Annotated in this window: 14 protein-coding genes and 1 tRNA gene; 3 read left to right on the forward strand and 12 right to left on the reverse strand. The window is 36.0% G+C overall.

Annotated features, from left to right (window positions below; genetic code table 11):
* Positions 1–162: 162 nt before the first annotated feature.
* Together SB679_RS02435 and SB679_RS02440 are read left to right on the forward strand one after the other, a co-directional pair.
* Positions 163–927, forward strand: a complete 765-nt coding sequence (locus SB679_RS02435; RefSeq protein WP_410700646.1) for an alpha/beta hydrolase family protein — start codon at positions 163–165, stop codon at positions 925–927.
* Positions 928–1,359: 432 nt separating this feature from the next.
* Complete coding sequence (locus SB679_RS02440) at positions 1,360–2,157, forward strand: epimerase (RefSeq protein WP_410700647.1); 798 nt, start codon at positions 1,360–1,362, stop codon at positions 2,155–2,157.
* A gap of 39 nt (positions 2,158–2,196) precedes the next feature.
* Here SB679_RS02440 and SB679_RS02445 read toward each other — a convergent pair whose 3' ends face one another.
* The 6 genes from SB679_RS02445 to SB679_RS02470 all read right to left on the reverse strand — a co-directional run bounded on the left by SB679_RS02445 (position 2,197) and on the right by SB679_RS02470 (position 11,220).
* Positions 2,197–3,594, reverse strand: a complete 1,398-nt coding sequence (locus SB679_RS02445) for an efflux transporter outer membrane subunit (protein WP_410700648.1) — start codon at positions 3,592–3,594, stop codon at positions 2,197–2,199.
* 7 nt (positions 3,595–3,601) lie between these two features.
* Positions 3,602–6,757, reverse strand: coding sequence for an efflux RND transporter permease subunit (locus tag SB679_RS02450; RefSeq protein ID WP_410700649.1), 3,156 nt, complete (start codon positions 6,755–6,757; stop codon positions 3,602–3,604).
* Between the two features lie 6 nt (positions 6,758–6,763).
* On the reverse strand, positions 6,764–7,915 hold the full coding sequence (locus tag SB679_RS02455) for an efflux RND transporter periplasmic adaptor subunit (protein WP_410700650.1): 1,152 nt from the start codon (positions 7,913–7,915) through the stop codon (positions 6,764–6,766).
* 309 nt (positions 7,916–8,224) lie between these two features.
* The gene (locus tag SB679_RS02460; RefSeq protein ID WP_410700651.1) at positions 8,225–9,283 is read right to left on the reverse strand and encodes a 3-oxoacyl-ACP synthase III family protein; all 1,059 of its coding nucleotides are present in this window, start codon (positions 9,281–9,283) and stop codon (positions 8,225–8,227) included.
* Between the two features lie 144 nt (positions 9,284–9,427).
* Positions 9,428–10,342, reverse strand: a complete 915-nt coding sequence (locus SB679_RS02465; RefSeq protein ID WP_410700652.1) for a helix-turn-helix domain-containing protein — start codon at positions 10,340–10,342, stop codon at positions 9,428–9,430.
* Positions 10,343–10,422: 80 nt separating this feature from the next.
* Positions 10,423–11,220, reverse strand: a complete 798-nt coding sequence (locus tag SB679_RS02470) for an SDR family oxidoreductase (protein ID WP_410700653.1) — start codon at positions 11,218–11,220, stop codon at positions 10,423–10,425.
* A gap of 210 nt (positions 11,221–11,430) precedes the next feature.
* Between SB679_RS02470 and SB679_RS02475 the strand changes: the two genes are divergently transcribed.
* Positions 11,431–11,502, forward strand: a tRNA-Arg gene (locus SB679_RS02475).
* A 227-nt stretch (positions 11,503–11,729) separates the two neighbouring features.
* On the opposite strand, the gene SB679_RS02480 is transcribed toward SB679_RS02475, so the two are convergent.
* From SB679_RS02480 to SB679_RS02505, 6 genes are all read right to left on the reverse strand, one after another.
* Positions 11,730–12,065, reverse strand: coding sequence for a helix-turn-helix domain-containing protein (locus tag SB679_RS02480; RefSeq protein ID WP_410700654.1), 336 nt, complete (start codon positions 12,063–12,065; stop codon positions 11,730–11,732).
* The gene (locus tag SB679_RS02485) at positions 12,035–12,466 is read right to left on the reverse strand and encodes a transposase (protein ID WP_410700655.1); all 432 of its coding nucleotides are present in this window, start codon (positions 12,464–12,466) and stop codon (positions 12,035–12,037) included. The genes SB679_RS02480 and SB679_RS02485 overlap by 31 nt, the downstream gene beginning before the upstream one ends.
* A complete protein-coding gene (locus SB679_RS02490; RefSeq protein WP_410700656.1) occupies positions 12,453–12,626 on the reverse strand; it encodes a hypothetical protein in 174 nt (57 codons plus the stop codon). The genes SB679_RS02485 and SB679_RS02490 overlap by 14 nt, the downstream gene beginning before the upstream one ends.
* A 504-nt stretch (positions 12,627–13,130) precedes the next feature.
* Positions 13,131–13,664 carry a hypothetical protein gene (locus tag SB679_RS02495; protein ID WP_034713150.1) on the reverse strand — a complete coding sequence of 178 codons (534 nt, stop codon included), beginning with the start codon at positions 13,662–13,664 and terminating at the stop codon, positions 13,131–13,133.
* A 35-nt stretch (positions 13,665–13,699) separates the two neighbouring features.
* Positions 13,700–16,042, reverse strand: coding sequence for a hypothetical protein (locus SB679_RS02500; protein WP_410700657.1), 2,343 nt, complete (start codon positions 16,040–16,042; stop codon positions 13,700–13,702).
* Positions 16,043–16,676: 634 nt separating this feature from the next.
* Entirely contained in the window at positions 16,677–18,059 is a 1,383-nt protein-coding gene (locus SB679_RS02505) for a helix-turn-helix domain-containing protein (protein ID WP_410700658.1), read from the reverse strand.
* Positions 18,060–18,560 lie beyond the last annotated feature (501 nt).

An 18,560-nucleotide genomic window follows, 5' to 3' on the forward strand; every position in this document is an offset into this window, starting at 1 on the left:
TAGAAACGTGCCTGATAATGGGATACTATTTATAAAGAGATATTAATGAGCCAAATATATACATTTATTTTAAAATACAAACCGTTCATTTTTAGAGCTTAAATTTTTATCTTCGAAAGAAAAAATAGTCTCTTTTTAATCCTAAACAACCTGTTAATCTAAATGAAATATAGCGCTCTATTCATTTTTCCTATTGCTTTATCCTTGTGCAGCTGCTTATTGAAAAAGAATATCAGTACAACTGCAAGTAATGAAGTACATATAGATACTCTGACTCTATTTGATCAAAGCAGAAACCGCAAGATTCCAGTGGCTTTTTATATTCCTGTAACAAAAAATCCATCTCAACAGATTGTTATTTTCAGTCATGGATATGGTGCTAATCAGGGTGGCGATTATATGATCTATTCGTATCTGACAAAAAATCTGGCTTCAAAAGGATATTTTACCGTGAGTATACAGCATGAGCTCCCTACCGATCAGTTAATTCCGAAAGAAGGAAAACCCCAAATGGTAAGAATGCCATTCTGGGAAAGCGGCGCTGAAAATATTTTATTTGTTTTAAACGAACTTAAAAAAACAAGACCTGATCTGGATTATAAACATCTGACATTAATAGGACATTCAAACGGTGGTGACATGACAGCACTTTTTGCCAACAAATATCCGAATCTGGTTTATAAGATTATCACGATGGATAACCGCAGAATGTATCTTCCAAGAACTGCCATTCCGAAAGTCTATACATTACGATCTAACGACTACCCTGCCGATGAAGGGGTTTTACCCACTGCTGAAGAACAGAAAAAATATCATATAGTGATCCAGAACACTGCAATCAATCATGGAAAAATGGATGATAAAGGCAGTATTGAAGAGAGAAAAACGCTGAATGATTTTATAGTAAGTTATCTTGATCAACACTAACCAACAAGTTATCCACAAAAAAATGTGGATAACTTGTGAATTTTAACATTTAATTCATACTTCGTATTAAATTAATTCCTAAATTTACTATGTAATAGAACTGAAATGAAATCATTTTTTGCTTTTTTCAGACCAGAAATTGCAATTAAATTTGAAATAAAAATTTAAGCACAGCATTGTCGGCTGTGCTTTTTATTGTTGTCTAATTAAAAAAATGAGATGTCTTATCTATTGAATCCGTTCCTAAAGAGCGGATTCTTTTGTTGCCAGATTATTTAGATCATTTACCCCTATAATTAAAATACTAAATCTATAATTCTCTCTACAGTAAAAGAAATCCTTCTATATTTGTAGCCCAATAATATAAGTCTGGATTCCCCTGAATTATGCGGGAAACAGTAAACGAGTCTTAAGCTTATCTAAGTGAATATCATGAAAAAAATAGGAATTATTGGCTGCGGCTGGTTGGGAATACGCATTTCAAAACATTTGCAGCCCAGATATAAGATTTATACAACAACTACTTCTGAGGAAAAGAAATCAGAATTAATTGCAATGGGATTAAATTCCGTCACAGTTCAATTTTCAGATGATGAGGTTACGGAGGAACTTAAAAATAATGATACAATCCAGGAAATGGATGCCTTAATCATTACAGTTCCTTTTTCTAAAAGAACTCCTATTAACCAGTTAAAAAACCGGTTTGAAAACATCAGCCTGTTTATCGGTGAATGTAAAAAACCTATTTTTCTAATGAGCTCTATTGGTATTTATCCCCAGATGAATATATCTATGGATGAAAGCTATACCCCAGAAGAGCACCTGGAACCTACCCTCCTGTCAATAGAAAAAGTAATGAAGTCCAATTACCCGGAAATTAATATTTTAAGATTAGGCGGACTTATGGGAGACAATAGAGTATTCAGTAATTACACCATTTCAGATCCTGATCAGGTGGTGAATCATATTCATTACGAAGATATCTGTCTCATTATTGAAAAGATGATCGACATGAATATCAACTCCAAAACCTATAATGTTGTTGCCCCGGAACATCCAACCAAGCAGGAAGTCATCAATTACCAAAAAAATATTACTGCTAACATATCATCTGCTGACAAAAGGTCCCAAAGAATAATATCCTCTAAAAACTTAGAATCAGATTTAGGATATGTGTATAAAAATCCAGATCCTAAAAAATTTAATGATAGAAAATCCAATATTCTTTGATAGCATTTATTCTTCAAGAACATTGGAAATTTCAAACTTTTATTTCCAGCCACCGCCTAAAGCGGCATACAAATTAACTACCGCCTGCAGCTGCTGAAGCTTATCGGTAATTGCACTCTGTCTGGCGCTTAAAAGACTTTGCTCTGAAGTAAGAACATCGGTATAGTTGGTGTCGCTTGTATATTTTAATAATTCCTTGGTAAAATGCACTGCTTTTTCAAGATTCGCTATCTGCTCTTGCCGGGACAGCGCTTTCTCATCTACCATCTGGTATTGATAAAGGGCATTGGAAACTTCCTGTCCTGCAGTAAGCAATACTTTACTGTAATTATATTCGGCGGCTTCGTAATTAGCCTGTGCTATTTTCAATTTTTGTTTGTTAAGTCCGTTATTAAAAATCGGTTGTGTTAAACCACCCACAATATTAGCTAGAAAAGCTCCTGCACTGAAAAAATTTTTTAACTGCGTCCCGTATAAACCAGCCTGTCCTGTTATGGTAAGAGCCGGATAAAAAGAAGTTTCAGCGACATTTACCTGTTCGAAATAGCTTCTGAGCTGCAGTTCCGCCTGTTTTACATCAGGTCTGTTGGCCAGAAGCTGTACAGGAAGCCCGGTCGATAATTCACTATAGACCTGCTCATTAAAAAGAGAATCCCGTTTAATGGTTCCCGGAGTTCTGCCCAATAACAAAGACATTGTGTTTTCAGCCTGGCGGATATTATTTTTTATATCCGGAACGGTAGATTTTACGGCATAATAATTCGCTGCACTCTGTACTACAGCAGCACCTGTAACCACATCGCTGTTCTTCAGTATCTTCATTGTTTCGGTATCTTTCGAATACACTTCTAAAGACTGCTGAACAATATTCAGCTGCTCATCATACGCTAAAAGCTGATAATAGGTAACTGCTATATTGGCAACAAGCTGGGTTTTCACCGCCTGTTGATACGCTTCACTCGCAAGATAGCTGGCGTACATAGATCTTTTTGTACTTCTTAGTTTGCCCCAGATATCAGCCTGCCAAGATGAAAGTGCATATAACTGATACACCTGTGTATTGGAAGCCTGTGCATCAGAGGGATGGTAGGCGCCTGCTGAGGCATTCCCTGAAAGTGAGGGTAAAAATGCCTGCTTGCTCTGCACAAAATTAGCTTCTGCAGCTTTAAGATTGGCAGCAGCTGTTTTTAGATCCAGATTATTTTCAATTCCTTCAGTAATAAGATCTTGCAGCAAAGGGTCTTTAAAAATTTCTTTCCATGAAAGTACAGCCATGTTCGCATTTGCATCCGCTGCTGTATCACCATATAAATGATCAGGAACAGTCTGCTTGTTTGTATACGGCTTCGTAACATCACAGCTGTACAGTACAAGTGAAAAAGCTGTAATCTGTACAAAAAAATGATATCGTTTTCTCCAAGGTGTTATACGTTCCACTGTACTATTATTTTTTTTCATTTACAATCAACTCGTCATTTTCGTCATATTTATTTCCTTTGATTTTCTCCTGTAATCCTTGAAAAATTACATAAAGTCCAGGGATTACAAATATTCCGAGTAAGGTTCCGAACAACATTCCACCGATGGAACCGATACCAATCGACTTATTCCCATTAGCCCCAACACCTGTTGAAAACATTAAAGGCATCAAACCGAAAATAAAAGCCAGTGACGTCATCAAAATAGGCCGGATTCTGATCTTGGCTCCGGCGAGTGCGCTTTCAAGGAGATCCATCCCTTCATGCCTCTTTTCTAAAGCAAATTCTACCATCAAAATGGCATTCTTCGCGAGTAACCCTATCAGCATGATCATACAGATCTGTACATATATATTATTATCTATTCCAAATAATTTTGCAAACACAAATATACCGCTCAGTCCTACAGGCAGCGAAAGAATTACTGCAAGTGGAAGAATATAGCTTTCATATAAAGCACTGAGCAAAAGATATACAAAACAAAGGCTTAATAAAAATATGATACTGGCCTGAGATCCCGAACTTTGCTCTTCCTTGCTTATCCCACTGTATTCAAAACTGTAACCGGGGGGCAAAACATTGGCAGCAACCTCATTGATGGCTTCCATAGACTGGCCTGTACTGTAACCGATATTGGGTGAACCGTTCACTGAAATCGCATTATACATATTAAAACGTGATATCGAAGAAGGTCCATACACCTTTTTCATCGTAATATACTCTGAAATGGGGCTCATTGTTCCGCTTCCGGTACGTATTTTAATGTTATTCATCTGCTCTATATTTCCTCTGTAAGGATTATCAGCCTGAAGAATAATCTGATACTGCTGTCCAAATTCGGTGAAATTGCTCACATATGAACTACCATAATAAACATTCATCAGACTTAAGATATCTGAAGGCTGAATTCCGTTATCTTCACATTTAGCGATATTAACATCTACTTCATATTGCGGAAAATTAGGGTTGAATGCTGTTGCAGCATATTGTATTTCACCTCTTTTATTTAATGCTGCTAAAAAATTTTGTGCGACTGCATAAAAATCACTGATGGAATGCCCACCTCTGTCCTCTATCTGAAAGGTAAATCCTCCACTCGTTCCGAAGCCGCTGATCGTAGGCTGCTGCATAAAATTAATGGAAGCTCCCTGTATATTTTTTGTTTTTTCCGTAAGCTGTTTGATGACATCTTTATCGGTAACACCAGGGCGCTGACTCCAGGGGGTAAGCCTTAAAATAAGCATCCCATAAGAACTTCCGCTTCCTCCCAATTGGTTTTGTCCCAATGTAGTCATGGTTGCCTGTACCTGCGGAATGGTATGGGCAATTTTATCGATCTGTTGATTGATAGCCTGTACCCTTTCTTTCGTGGAGGCAGGAGGAAGAGTTACATTAACGAAAATCGTTCCCATATCCTCTGAAGGAACAAAGCTGGAAGCCACACTTTTAATGGTAATGTAAAAGAGTCCGCCAAAAAGCAGTACAATAAAGGCGGTGAGCCATTTTCTTCTGATTAGAAAGGCAACAGAATCTGTATATTTATTAATCAGTTTTTCATAATTGGAATTGAATCCGTTTTTTATCTTTTGAAAGAATCCTTTTTTACTTCCTTCTTCCTCATGTTTGGGAGGCCGTAAAAACATAGCCGCCAGAGCAGGACTTAAAGTAAGCGCATTCACTGCGGAAATCATAATAGCTATCGCCAATGTAATCCCAAACTGCTTATAAAACACACCCGCTGAACCTCCTAAGAACGTTACCGGAAGAAATACGGAAGCCATTACAAGGGTAATGGAAACAATAGCGGGAGCAATCTCTCCCATAGCGTCAATGGCTGCTTTACGAGGAGAAGTATATCCATGTTCCAGCTTACTGTGCACCGCTTCTACCACCACTACCGCATCATCTACCACAATACCGATGGCCAATACCAATGCAAATAAAGTAAGCAGGTTGAGGCTGTATCCGAATAAGTATAAAAAGAAAAACGTCCCGATAATGGATACAGGAACCGAAACCCCATGAATAATCGTAGACCGGACATCCTGCAGGAAAATAAGAATCACCAGAAATACCAGTAAAAAACATTCGACTAGCGTGTGAAGTACTTTGGTAATACTTTCACTAAGGAAGTTATTGATATTAACAAGTTCAATCATTTTAATTCCTGACGGGAAGTTCTTCGAAGCATCAGCCATTACTTTCTGAGCTCCTAAGATCACTTCCTGAGCATTAGAACCCGGCGTCTGACTGATTGCAATGGCAACCCCCGGTTTTCCGTTAATTGCTGTGGCACTGGTATAAGTCTGCGTTCCTAAATCGATCCGTGCAATATCTTTCAAATACAGATATTGTCCGCTTCCTATTGATTTAATAATAACATTCTGAAATTGATCAAGCGAAGCCAGGGTACCGGAATATGTAAGGTCATATTGAAATGCCTGTCCCATATTATCCCCAATCTTACCCGGAGCTGCATTAAAATTCTGGGCATTGAGAGCGGTCGTGACATCTGCAGGAACTAATCCATACGCGGCCATTTTATCAGGTTGCAGCCAGATACGCATGGCATAAGTCATTGCGCCTCCAAATACGTTGGCCCCACCAACTCCTTTTGCTCTCTGCAGCTGGGGAACTAAATTGATTGAAGTATAGTTTTGTAAAAATTTTTGATCGTATTGTGGACGTTCACTGTATAATCCTACAATAAGTACGTTACTGCTTTGCTGTTTTCTAACGGTTACCCCAGCCTGCGTTACCGCCTGCGGAAGCTTGGACAACACTGTACTTATCCTGTTCTGTACATCCACAGCAGCCTGGTTAGGATCTACTCCTACTGCAAAATAAACACTGATACTCGCAGAACCTGTATTGCTTGCCGAAGAAGTCATATAAGTCATTCCTTCTACCCCATTGATCTGCTGTTCAAGAGGAAATACCACACTATTAATTAATGTCGTTGTATTCGCTCCCGGATAGGAAGCCGATACCTGGATGGTAGGTGGTGCAATATCAGGATATTGGGCGACCGGTAAACTGCTTACTCCTAAAATACCAAGAACAACAATGATTACGGAAATCACGGTACTCAATACAGGTCTTCTTATAAATAGCTTTAGCATGACCTATTAATTAGAGTTGGTTTTCATAGTGCTGTAGATAGAATCAGCTTTGGCCGGCATCTGCTTTATGACGGTACTGTCACTGATATTAAGCCCGTTAAGCACAAGTTTATCACCTGCTTTCACCCCGCTTTTGATCACGACAAAATTCCCGTCATCTGTAGGGGTAGTCATTACAGCTGTACTCATGACCTTATTACCGCCCATCACCTGATATACAAATGATTTATCCTGTAACTGGTAAATGGCAGTCTGCGGAGCCAGTAAAGCATTATCCATATTGACAGGGATCCTGATCGTAGCACTCGCCCCATTTTGAATGAGTCCTAATTTATTATTAAATATTGCTTTGAAAGTTGCCGTCCCCGTGCTGCTATTGATCCCTCCACTGGCTGTTTCCAATCTTCCTTTTTCAGGATAGACGGTTCCATCAGCCAATACCAATGTTACTAAAGGCATATTATTTAATTTTTCAAGCGTTGTGCTTCCTTTCACAGTATTCATAAAACCCAGCAGCTGCTTTTCATTGAGAGAAAAATAAGCATATACGTTGGTGGTATTCGATAATGTAGTAAGCGGATCGGTAGCTGTACTGCTTACCAAAGCTCCTATTTTATAAGGAATAAGGCCGATCGTTCCATTTTGCGGACTTCTGATATAGGTGTATCCCTGATTGGTTTGTGCATTGGCAAGAGTGGCTTTTGCCTGTGATAAAGCCGCCTGCTGTGATTGTAATGCATATAAGGCTGAACTCAGCTGATACTTGCTCACAATCTCCTGTTCTACCAAAGGTTTTGCTTTTTCTACGTTCATCCTTGCGGTATTCACGTTAGCTTCTGCGATTTTTATGGCTCCTTTTGCCGTAATGATATCCTGCTCATACTGGGGATTTTTAATCCGGAATAATAGCTGTCCTTTCATTACAGAAGCACCTTCAGGCACATAAATATCCTGGAGATAACCAGATACCATCGGTTTAATCTCTACTACATTTTCTCCTTGTATGGAGGCCGGAAAATCATTGTAAACAGTAACCTGTTTGGGAACCAGGGTTAGAACCTGATAGCTTTGTACAGCATTTTCTTTTGGCTTTTCTTTTTTTCCACTGCATGAAAGTAATATGAGTGAAATGAAAAGGACACATCTATTTTTTATCATATTAAAATTTGTGTATACAATAAAATACATCAATATTCTAGAATTCTAAAACACCTCTGCATTGTTTCATCCTTATAAAAATAATCATTTTATTATATTATCCCAAGCAAGAATCGTGAAATATTAAAACTTAACACAATATTAAGGATGAAACATTCAAAAAAAATAATTCAAACATCTGAAGAATGGCTCTATTGCTGATAAAATGGTATATTATAAAAAACCTCTGCCAAGATCTGGCAGAGGTTAATATTATTAATTTCTTTAAGAAATTTATCTAAATGTAATTAAAGAGATTCGAATCTGATACTAGAATTGATAGACAAATGAATTAACATTCATTCCCGCTCCTACAGATGCAAATAAAAGAATATCTCCTTTTTTGATTTCATGAGCCGGTAATTCTCCGTCCAGAATCATTTTAAGAAGCGTTGGAATAGTAGCTACACTGCTGTTTCCTAATTTACTAATCACCATTGGCATAATATTTTCCGGCATTGGCAGATCATACAGCTGATAGAAACGTTTTACAATAGCCTCATCCATTTTCTCATTAGCCTGATGGATAATGATCTTACTCAGCTGATCAATGGTATATCCGCTTTCATCAAAACATTTTTTCATCGCATCCGGAACATTGACAAGTGCAAATTCGTATATTTTCCTGCCGTCCATTTTGATGTACTTCGTATCCTGGCATTTATCATTATTATATGATTTTCCGAAATACAGATAGTCTTTTTCGTTCAGTGTATAGGAAGCTGATAAATGGGATTTTATACCACTTTCATCACTGCTCATTTCCAAAATGGCAGCTCCTGCTCCATCCGCATAGATCATACTGTCTCTGTCATGAACATCCACAACTCTGGAAAGAGTCTCTGCACCGATTACCAAACATCGCTTGGCAATACCCGATCTGATAAACGCATTCGCCTGTATCATTCCTTCTATCCATCCCGGACATCCGAACAATACATCGTACGCTACACAAAAATTATTTTTGATCCTTAAGAGATGCTTTACCCTTGCAGCCAAACTTGGAACGGCATCCGACTGCACTGTGCCTGCACGGACATCTCCAAAATTATGGGCAAATATAATGTAATCTAGTGTTTCAGGATCAATTCCTGAATTTTCTATAGCCGCCTGTGCTGCTATTAAACCTAAATCGGAAGTTACCTGCTGATCGGAAGCATATCTTCTCTCCTCAATACCTGTAATATCTTTCAGTTTATTCGCAATAACTGCATTGCTTTCTTTTAATGACTCTCCGCTTTTATTAATAAAATGATGTTCGTCAAAAAATAAATTAGTAATGGTTTTTGATGGGATATAATTACCCACTCCGATGATTTTGCTTGTCATTTAAAAGTTATAATCTTTCAATTCGTTTTCAGTGAATTAAAAATAATTCGATAAATATAACGATAAACTATATAAAAATAGTATTGCAAAAAATATTTCTCCGACTTATTTATATTCAAAGCATAAAGAAAGCTTCTTTTTTTATTAATTAAATGACTGCTTATAGCTTAAAGGAGTGGTATTGGTTTTCTTTTTAAACAATTTGTTGAAAGACTGTGAATGCTCGAATCCTAATTGGTAAGCAACTTCTGCGACAGAAAAATTGGTAGTGGTGAGATATTCTTTTGCTTTTTCAATTAATTTTTCATGAATATGCTGCTGGGCGTTCTGGCCTGTTATATTCCGGAGCATATCGCTTAAATAATGAGGTGATAAATGAAGCGCTGATGCCAAAAATTCTACGGTAGGAAGACCGTTATTTAATGTTTCCTGTTGATTAAAGTAATTTTCCAGAATAGAATCCATTTTAGAAAGTAGATCACTGCTTACGGCTTTTCGGGTGATAAACTGGCGTTTGTAGAATCTGTTGCTGTAATTCAGCAGGACTTCAATATAGGAAATGATAACATCCTGGCTGACCTCATCAATAGAGGTATTCAGTTCTTCCATAATACTGTTTAAAAGTCCAATGACTACTTTTTTTTCTTTATCGGACAAATGCAGGGCTTCATTGGTATCATAGGAAAAGAATCCATACTTCTTGATATTTTTCGCTAAAGGATAGTTTCTGATAAAATCGGGATGCATTAATAAGGTGTAGCCATGGTATTCTGCTTCTTCATTGGTAGACAGGATCTGATTGGGCGCTGTAAACATCATCCCGCCTTCATTAAAATCATAATATCCCTGTCCGTAGCCCATTTTACCGTTTTCAGAAAACTTGTAGGAAATTTTATAAAAATTCAAAACAAAATTCCGGTTAAGGAGTTCTTTATTAACCGTCAGTTCTGTATTATCCACCAGGCTTACCAAGGGATGAAGGGGTTTGGGAAGCTGCAGCAACTGGTGCAGTTCTGATATGGATGAAATTTTCAACGGGGTATTTTCTTTCTTTTCCATGATTATAAAGGTAAGAATTTTATTAAAAAAGTAAGCAGACTGTAAAACCGCCCGCTTACTTTTTATGATCTTTTCAAAAATTACATAAACTGCTTTCCAAACTGTTGTCTGAATGCCTCGTCACCCAGTTCCAGACGTTGGGCATACAATGCTTTTGCATCTTCACCAGCCACATATCGTAATTGATTTTTTCCGTCGGTAGCAGCTTCGTATACTACCTCAGCAATCACTTCCGGTGCTGAGGCGGCATCCATCATCCCTTCCATTTTAGAAAATAAGGTATTGACCATTCCATCATAGGCAGGACTTGATGCTGAATCTAGTGAACGGCTTACGAAATCTGTTTTAATACCTCCCGGAGAAACTGTTTTAACATCAATTCCAAAGGCATTAAGCTCAAATGCAAGGCTTTCGCTCCAGCCTTCCAGTGCCCATTTTGTAGCATGATACGTAGAACCTAATGGAAATGCGATCAATCCTCCAATTGAAGTTGTTGTAATGAACGTTCCTTTTCCTTTTTCTCTAAAATAAGGAATGAAAGCCTGCGTCACACGGATAACTCCCAATAAATTAGTGTCCAGCTGTTTTACAATCTGCTCATCTTTTAATGCTTCGAGTGGTCCAATCAAACCATACCCGGCATTATTGAACACCACATCGATGTCATAGCTTTCAATAGCTTTTGTAACTGTTGATTGGATCTGTTCGATATTAGTAACATCTAAAGGAAGAACGGTTACATTTTCTAATGCAGTAAGTTCCGTTTCAGATTCAGGGTTTCTCATCGTTGCAATGACATTCCATCCTCTGCTTTGAAATAATTTTGCGGTTGATTTTCCCAATCCTGTAGAAGCACCTGTTATAAAAATTGTTTTCATTTTTGTTGTTGTTTACATTTTACATAGCAAAGGTCTGCAATCAACAAAAGCCGGGAGTTGCCAAAATGGACAAAGATGTAGCCAAAACGGAATTACCCTATTTTGGCTTAAAAAACAAAATAATCTGTTGTTATTTTGGGTTAAAAACAGCAGGATGGATACACCAAACTCTTATTTATTATAAATTATTTGTATTTTTAGAATTGAAACGGCCCCGTAGTTCAATGGATAGAATAGAAGTTTCCTAAACTTTAGATCCAAGTTCGATTCTTGGCGGGGCTACTAGAACGCCGTGTGAAGCCAAACACTGCCACATGGCGTCGTTTAACATCACGGACGATACCGTTATTACTGCGATTGAAAATTGTCCATGACAAAACGTTTCTACCTCCACCATTAACAACATGCTGAATATAGTTGTCATGAATAACGGATGTATTGTAGAAATAGGAAACTCCCATCGCGTAGTAAAAGAAATTCACCAATTCTAAATGAATTTAAATTTTAAATTACATAAATATTTTTTTCCATTTTGCAATGGTATTACGACTCATTTTAAATTCTAATGCTACCTGATTATTATTAAGCTTGTTTTTTTTCTGGTAATCAAGGATTTGCAAAACGGCCTTTTTATCATATGACCGGTGTCTTTGATTTAAAATAACATGGCTTGCTTTTCCAAAAATTTTTTGATTTAATTTTATAACATCTAAAACAGACAATGCATCCTTTTCCAGCAGAGATTTAAATTCTTCCCTTTTCTCAGGATATTTTCTGTCAATCAGGTCATTATAAATACGCTTGTAATCAGGTTTTAATTCTTTTTTCTGTATTTGCTTATCCATTTATGTAATGTGGTTTTGGGAATTTTATAATCTTCTATCACCTGTTTTATACTTTTATCTCCTGATTCTACCAGTTCTACGAGGAAATCTATGATCTCTTTTGTATAAATATTTTTCTTAAATACAGGCAATGAATATTCACCAGATATTTCAGTTCGGTTAAGGGAGGCTGGTGGTGAATATAATATAAGATGTTGAGAGTATAGTCTGAAAAAATCATATTCAAGAAGTTTCGACCATCTAAGAAGGATTTCTGCATCTAAAGATTGCTGAGTGTACATATATTCAATTTCTTCCGCACTTAAGTTGAAAAAATTACATATCCTCGTCATTTCTATCTGATTTTCAGTAACTCTTAAATGAATAAGATTTCCTATATGTATGTTTTTATATAAACTCATTATTCTGATCTATAATCTTTGTTAACTCATTTTCCAGCCATACCTGCTGAACATTATTTAATCTGTAGAAAATGAATGACTGGTTATGAACTGAATCTGTGATCGCTCCTCTTCGTTTAAATGATATTTTAAGATTTGTGGTAAGAAAAGTTCTTTTCATATTGTATCTGACAAGTCTTGCTTTGGGGAATTCAGTATATAATTTTGAATGATGTATGTGTTTTTTAATGAGAGGATGCGAAATAACAATACTGAGAACTTCACTTGTGCTATCAATCTCAATTTTATGAGTAACGACCAGGTTTTTGAGCAGCCATCCCATTACTAAAAAAAGAAAAATAAGCAGTAATACTATTTCTGATGCATTAAAGAAAACAACAAAAAAAGTGAGGCATAGAAAAGTAAATATTGATAAAAAACTGTTTATTAATAAAAATGTTCTTGCGTTTTTAGAATTATTAAACTTCATGAGGATACTATAATCTCTTAATGTTTTAAAATGTTGCCTTCTTTATTTAATTTATATTTGAAGTTGTGTTTTTAGATGTTGACGAAAAAAAAAGAAGGCAATTAATTTTTTATTTATCTCTGCCACTTCATAAGCAGCAGAGATATTAATCATATGATTTTGCTAATCGAAGCTCTTACAATAGATGGTAAATCTTTAATTTGATGCCCAGAAAGACCAAATAGAACCATTAAAAAAAGCTAACCTTTTAGCACCTGTTTTATTGACGTATACCATCATTCCAGGAGAAGGACTGGGAATATTATTCACATCATTTACAACAGGAATAACCATAGCCTGTGTTGTTGATTCTAATACCAATACGCCGTCTGCAGAACTCGTATTTGAACCTATAATAACTTTTGCGTTAGCATTTTCACTATTATTTGTTTGCTGCGCAAGAGCCGTATTGATATTGCCATCTCTCCCGCTTAAATCCTGCCAGATCCCATTGTAATATTTAATTCTGGCCTGTGAAGGATTGGAGGCATCCAGTAATATCGTTCCGGGAGTCACACCGGCAGGCAGACTTTTTACATAAGGTAAAATAATACCCTTATTGTTTGTATTTGCAAATTCTAATAATACCGAAGTTTTATCAGTTGCCGTCCCTATTGCATCACCTATAATAACTTGGGCAAAAAATATTTTGTATAGAAGTATCGAACTTACTATTATTATTTTCTTCATATGTGTAATGGTTTATTGTTAATTTAAAAGGTTAATTACGGACAAGATGGGGTTGAAAAGCATTTCCATGCACCATCACTGTAGATTTTCAGACATTTTGCTGTTGTGTCATAAACCATCATTCCTTCTTGTGGAGCAATGATCGCAGATAATCCGGCAGTAGAAACTCTCGACACTACAAACCCTTTGGTATTGGATTCTAAAACAGCATGTGCTGATTTTCTAATCATGGGCCAATTTCCGGTGTCTGCTCCAGCTCTTTGCTGTAGGGTTATACCATATTTCGTATCTATGCCCGTAGTCATATTGGTTGCAGGATTATAACAAGAACAGTTTCCTACAGTTACATCTAATTTTGCTTCGCTGACACAGCCGCTTACATCTGTATAATTATAAATAATTTCTGCGGTACCCACTGCTCCATAAACAGCAGTAGCAAGTCCTGTATTAGGATTAATCGTAATTAAGCTGGGATTATCTGAACTCCAAATTCCTCCGGCCAGAGAATTGGTAAACTGATACTGTGTAGGATTGCTGCTCATATTACTGCACATGGTTGTTACACCGCCTACCATTCCAATGCCCGGTATTGTTGGAGGGGCCGGTGCAAATGTTATATCATCAATCGCAATATCATTTCCATCGCCTCCAATTGAATTATTCTTTAAAAAGATTTCGCCTACTGTTGAAGTTGCAGTAAATGTGAAGCTATATCTCTTCCAGATAGTTGAGGAAATATCCCCTGTATTAATAGAAGCCAATAATGTTCCCGTACCAGGATCTACTATCCCCATCGTAACATTAGGACGTATATTGAAGGATGGGGCCAAATCTGCCACCCAAAAGGCAAATTCATACTTTGTCCCTACAGACAGTCCTGTAACCGTTTGCCTAAAGAAATCGTCTGTTGCATAGGATGCATTAAAGAGTGCAAAATAGCCATTAGGGTCATTAGGAGTATGGTTTAATAAAGGAGGTACCGGTCCGCCCGCAAACCAACCGGCGCTAGTTTTAGCCAAGGTATAATAACCATCTGCAACCTGCCCGTTATTAAAATAATGGTATGCTGTAAAACCATTTATTGGACTGCCATAGGTACCGGAACCCTGTCCAAAGGACAATATGTAATTTGTAGCACACACAGCAGGAGTTGCTATTGAATTTTCTAAAACATTACTATATACTACATTAACCACTTCATTAGCAGAAACATTAACTGTAGAGGTATAATTAGCCAGATTGGCAGAACTGTTATTCGTGGGATCATATAATTTGATATCACTATTATTCCATCCTGAAGGGATTATTTCAGACAATTTGTAAACTCCCGCCGGAACCGGAATCATAATAGAATTGCCATTTTCACTGGTTCTTACTCTTTCATCATCCAGCCAGTCGCCTGTAGATGTTCTAGCATAAATCGTATGCTGAATAATTTGTGGGTTGTTTTTATTAATAGACCAGACCTGATCACCTGCTCCCGCAGTAAGACCGAATAAAAATCTTGACTGAGGGCTGGTAGTCCATGTACTACCGCTGTACTGATAAATGGTTGCCCCATAATTTGCATATATACTTCCATTATTGCTAATAGCAATATCACGGGCAGTATCCTGAGGGTTTCCTGCAGATCCGTTGGCTACTATAGCCGGAACTGCCGAAGCCGGGTTTGAAGAAGCAACTTTATACACATTTCCATCTCCATTAGTTTTTATGAAAACAACATCTCCCGTGCTCGGATATACATCTAACCGAAACGGAAGATTCGTTCCATTGTTGATTACATTAGAAAAAACGGCCCAGGAATCATTAATTCCATTCCCTGTATATTTATAAATCATTCCATCATTCCCTACGGCAACTATAATTCCCCCAGGTCCTCCAGAAGCAACATCCAGAATTGCCACGTTAGAATGGGACGCAGGTGACCAAATCACTGCAGAACTCCCGTTATTATATAATCCCACGGCACCTGATGCGTCAGAATATACTGCGGTATTTTGTCCTATACCATCTACAGATTTTACATTGGTAACTGTGGTAGCGAGCCAGGCAGAGCTGCCCACCGGCCTCGTATAAAGTGTTCCTGCAACAGTATGTACTTCTGGTACGCTAATGCTGTTATTAACCACAGTCCATAACTGTCCTTCTCCTGTCCCATGGCTGTTTCCTAAATCAAATGAATTAAACCCGTCTGGTTTATCATTTAATGTAAAATTGGAAACAGGAAGCCCCCCAGAATCAGTTAAAGTAAAATTAAAATTAAGCGAGGCTACCTCGCTTATAGCTTTTTTATGAACATAAATATATCCATTTTGTGCCCTCATATTTTTAGTAAAAAGGCAGAGAATAATTAGTCCGTAAATCTTTTTTTTCATTTTTCTTAGAGTTGTATTTTTTTTGATTGCGATTGTTTGTTAATTAATCATTCATTTAATTATCAAAGAGTATTTTTAATATTCGTATCATCAAGATATTCGTAGTTAACTGATCATTGTAAGCTTCATATGAATATTGCTTATTTTTATTTGGTCAGAATATTTTTTCCTCATAGCTAGTTGGGATATTCCAAGTTTCAACAAGAAATTCTACAATACAAAACAGTAGTACTATAAAAAATTTCACAGTGCAAAACTAGGTTGGATATAAGAGAATGGAAACAAAACCATTATAAAATGGCAGGAATCAAGATAGCCTAAATAAACCCTAAAACACTCATAATCAATAACGATTAATTGTAAAATAGTTTTTTAAGAGTACAAATGGAAAATGTAAATTTTTGGGTAGTTAGAAATATAAATGCGTTTACCTAGCCGATTAATTTAAAGCAGCCCTTCATAAAAATAAAAAATACGATGGTGATAATGAGCATATGTACATTTTAATTACCAGCGAAATTTATGGATAATGAATATCGATGAAGACAAAACAGCATGAAAAAACATCACCTCAACAGCCGAGCTGAAAATGTGTATTTAGAGATTTTTATTAAAAACATTAGCCGTGAGGCTTTTAATATCTATTTTTATATTCGTCGGTTAAAAAACTGATATACTGGCTGGGAGAGATATTCTTAATGGATTTAAAAATACTCCCAAACTGACTATGCGAATGGTATCCACACATATCAGCTAATGCAGAGATTTTGTATTGTAATAAATGAGGATGATCATGAAGTTCTTTCACAATATAATTGATTCGCTGAGTATTAATGTAATTGTAAAAATCTGAATTCCTGTATTTTTTGATAATATAGTTAAGATATTTTGTATTGGTCTTCAGCATTACAGACATTTGTGCAGCAGAAATTCCTTTAGTGGTATAAAGCCTTTTCTTTTCAAAAGCCTCCAGATTTTTCAGAATTTCCTTTTCCGTTTCTTCGCTTATTGAAATTTTTTCCTTTGGAGAATTGTTTGTTTGAGATTCCGGAAAAATACTAGATTTCACAACTGGATTTTTAAGTTCCTGAATGATTTTCTGATATCGTAATTTTATTTTTTTATTTCTTATTTTATAAATAAAGAGGCTACAGATGATCAATACAATGATGATACAGGTAAAAATAATAAGACTTAATTTTATATTTTCTCTTTTTTCTTTTATCGTATTCTTAATCGTTTCTTTTACTGTTAAATCTCTTGTAACTGTAATTTGAGAATTGGTAATATCAGAAACAATTTTTGAAAATTTAAGCTGATCTGCGGGAGTATCTATATTTGCTTCTAATCTATCCTGTAAGATTTGCTTAATGACAATTTTATCTACATTTGGATGAGAATAAGCCAAGTCGAAGTTTTTTCTCGCCTCGGACAAATGATTATCTTTGACATTAATAAGTGCTTTATCCAATAAATAAAACTCATATAAGTTTATAGGAGATTTATCTTTAATTCTTTTGAGAGCAATTTCAGTTTTTTCTAAAGTTTCTTTAGCTTCATCAATTCTACCACATCTAATTTGTTCATAACACAATTGCACCAGCATTGCAAAATCGAACATATTCTTATACTCTGTGTTTGGTATTTTTCTGATATGCTGAATATATTTTTTTCTGCTATCTGCTGCTTTACAAAAATTGTCATCAATATCAAAAATTTTTGCCTGAGTATATAATAAATTTGCAGTCTTAATAAATGGGCTTGATTCCTTATCAAGCTCTTTTACCAATTCCCACGTTTCCTCAGATTCTACTATTAGTCCTGCTCTACGGTATGAATTTATAAGTGAATATAATATCGTTATTCGATTTTGGGTAGAGTCGCTCTTCTTAATAAGAGAATCTGCTTTTTGCAAAATTTTTACAGATTCCAAATAATTTCCTTGTCCATACAAGCAGTCACCCAAATTAGAGTAAGCAAGAGCTTTTTCATAGTCATTCTGTGCATATTTGGCCATGTTTTTTGCTCTTATTAAAAGCTTATCTGGATTATATAATTTATCATTGTATTGTTGATAGAATAATTTTCTCTTATTTGCATCAATCTTAACTTGAGAAAAGCCTTGTGCGAACAAGAAAAAAAAGCCAATATTGAAAAAAATTTTTATAGTTTTATGCACTGCTTTACTCGTTAATTCCATTGTGTATATCAAATATACGATTACTTTTCTTCATTCCCTCGCAACTAACTCTCAAATCCAAAACCACGCATTTATTATACATATTTTTTAAATTGTTGAATAGTTAAAGCACTTATCATTTGAAACTAAAAAATTACTCACTTGCTTTGTAAATTAATATTAACACCTTTATGTATCAAATTATATTTACCGAAGTATTACATCTATTACTTATAAAATTTGTCATAGGTGTGGAAAAACCACAAAGTATCGACCCCACCGCACAAAAAAATGTATAGTGTAAGTCTTTAATTCATCATTCGATAGTAAAGCCTTTAG

This window comes from Chryseobacterium sp. SIMBA_029 (assembly GCF_046535275.1).
Classification (GTDB): domain Bacteria; phylum Bacteroidota; class Bacteroidia; order Flavobacteriales; family Weeksellaceae; genus Chryseobacterium.

Coding starts and splice junctions, on each gene's coding strand:
- SB679_RS02435 (WP_410700646.1), top strand. CDS start 163: ATGAAATATAGCGCTCTATTCATTTTTCCTATTGCTTTATCCTTGTGC.
- SB679_RS02440 (WP_410700647.1), top strand. CDS start 1,360: ATGAAAAAAATAGGAATTATTGGCTGCGGCTGGTTGGGAATACGCATT.
- SB679_RS02450 (WP_410700649.1), bottom strand. CDS start 6,757: ATGCTAAAGCTATTTATAAGAAGACCTGTATTGAGTACCGTGATTTCC.
- SB679_RS02455 (WP_410700650.1), bottom strand. CDS start 7,915: ATGATAAAAAATAGATGTGTCCTTTTCATTTCACTCATATTACTTTCA.
- SB679_RS02460 (WP_410700651.1), bottom strand. CDS start 9,283: ATGACAAGCAAAATCATCGGAGTGGGTAATTATATCCCATCAAAAACC.
- SB679_RS02465 (WP_410700652.1), bottom strand. CDS start 10,342: ATGGAAAAGAAAGAAAATACCCCGTTGAAAATTTCATCCATATCAGAA.
- SB679_RS02470 (WP_410700653.1), bottom strand. CDS start 11,220: ATGAAAACAATTTTTATAACAGGTGCTTCTACAGGATTGGGAAAATCA.
- SB679_RS02480 (WP_410700654.1), bottom strand. CDS start 12,065: ATGGATAAGCAAATACAGAAAAAAGAATTAAAACCTGATTACAAGCGT.
- SB679_RS02485 (WP_410700655.1), bottom strand. CDS start 12,466: ATGAGTTTATATAAAAACATACATATAGGAAATCTTATTCATTTAAGA.
- SB679_RS02490 (WP_410700656.1), bottom strand. CDS start 12,626: ATGAAAAGAACTTTTCTTACCACAAATCTTAAAATATCATTTAAACGA.
- SB679_RS02495 (WP_034713150.1), bottom strand. CDS start 13,664: ATGAAGAAAATAATAATAGTAAGTTCGATACTTCTATACAAAATATTT.
- SB679_RS02500 (WP_410700657.1), bottom strand. CDS start 16,042: ATGAAAAAAAAGATTTACGGACTAATTATTCTCTGCCTTTTTACTAAA.
- SB679_RS02505 (WP_410700658.1), bottom strand. CDS start 18,059: ATGGCCAAATATGCACAGAATGACTATGAAAAAGCTCTTGCTTACTCT.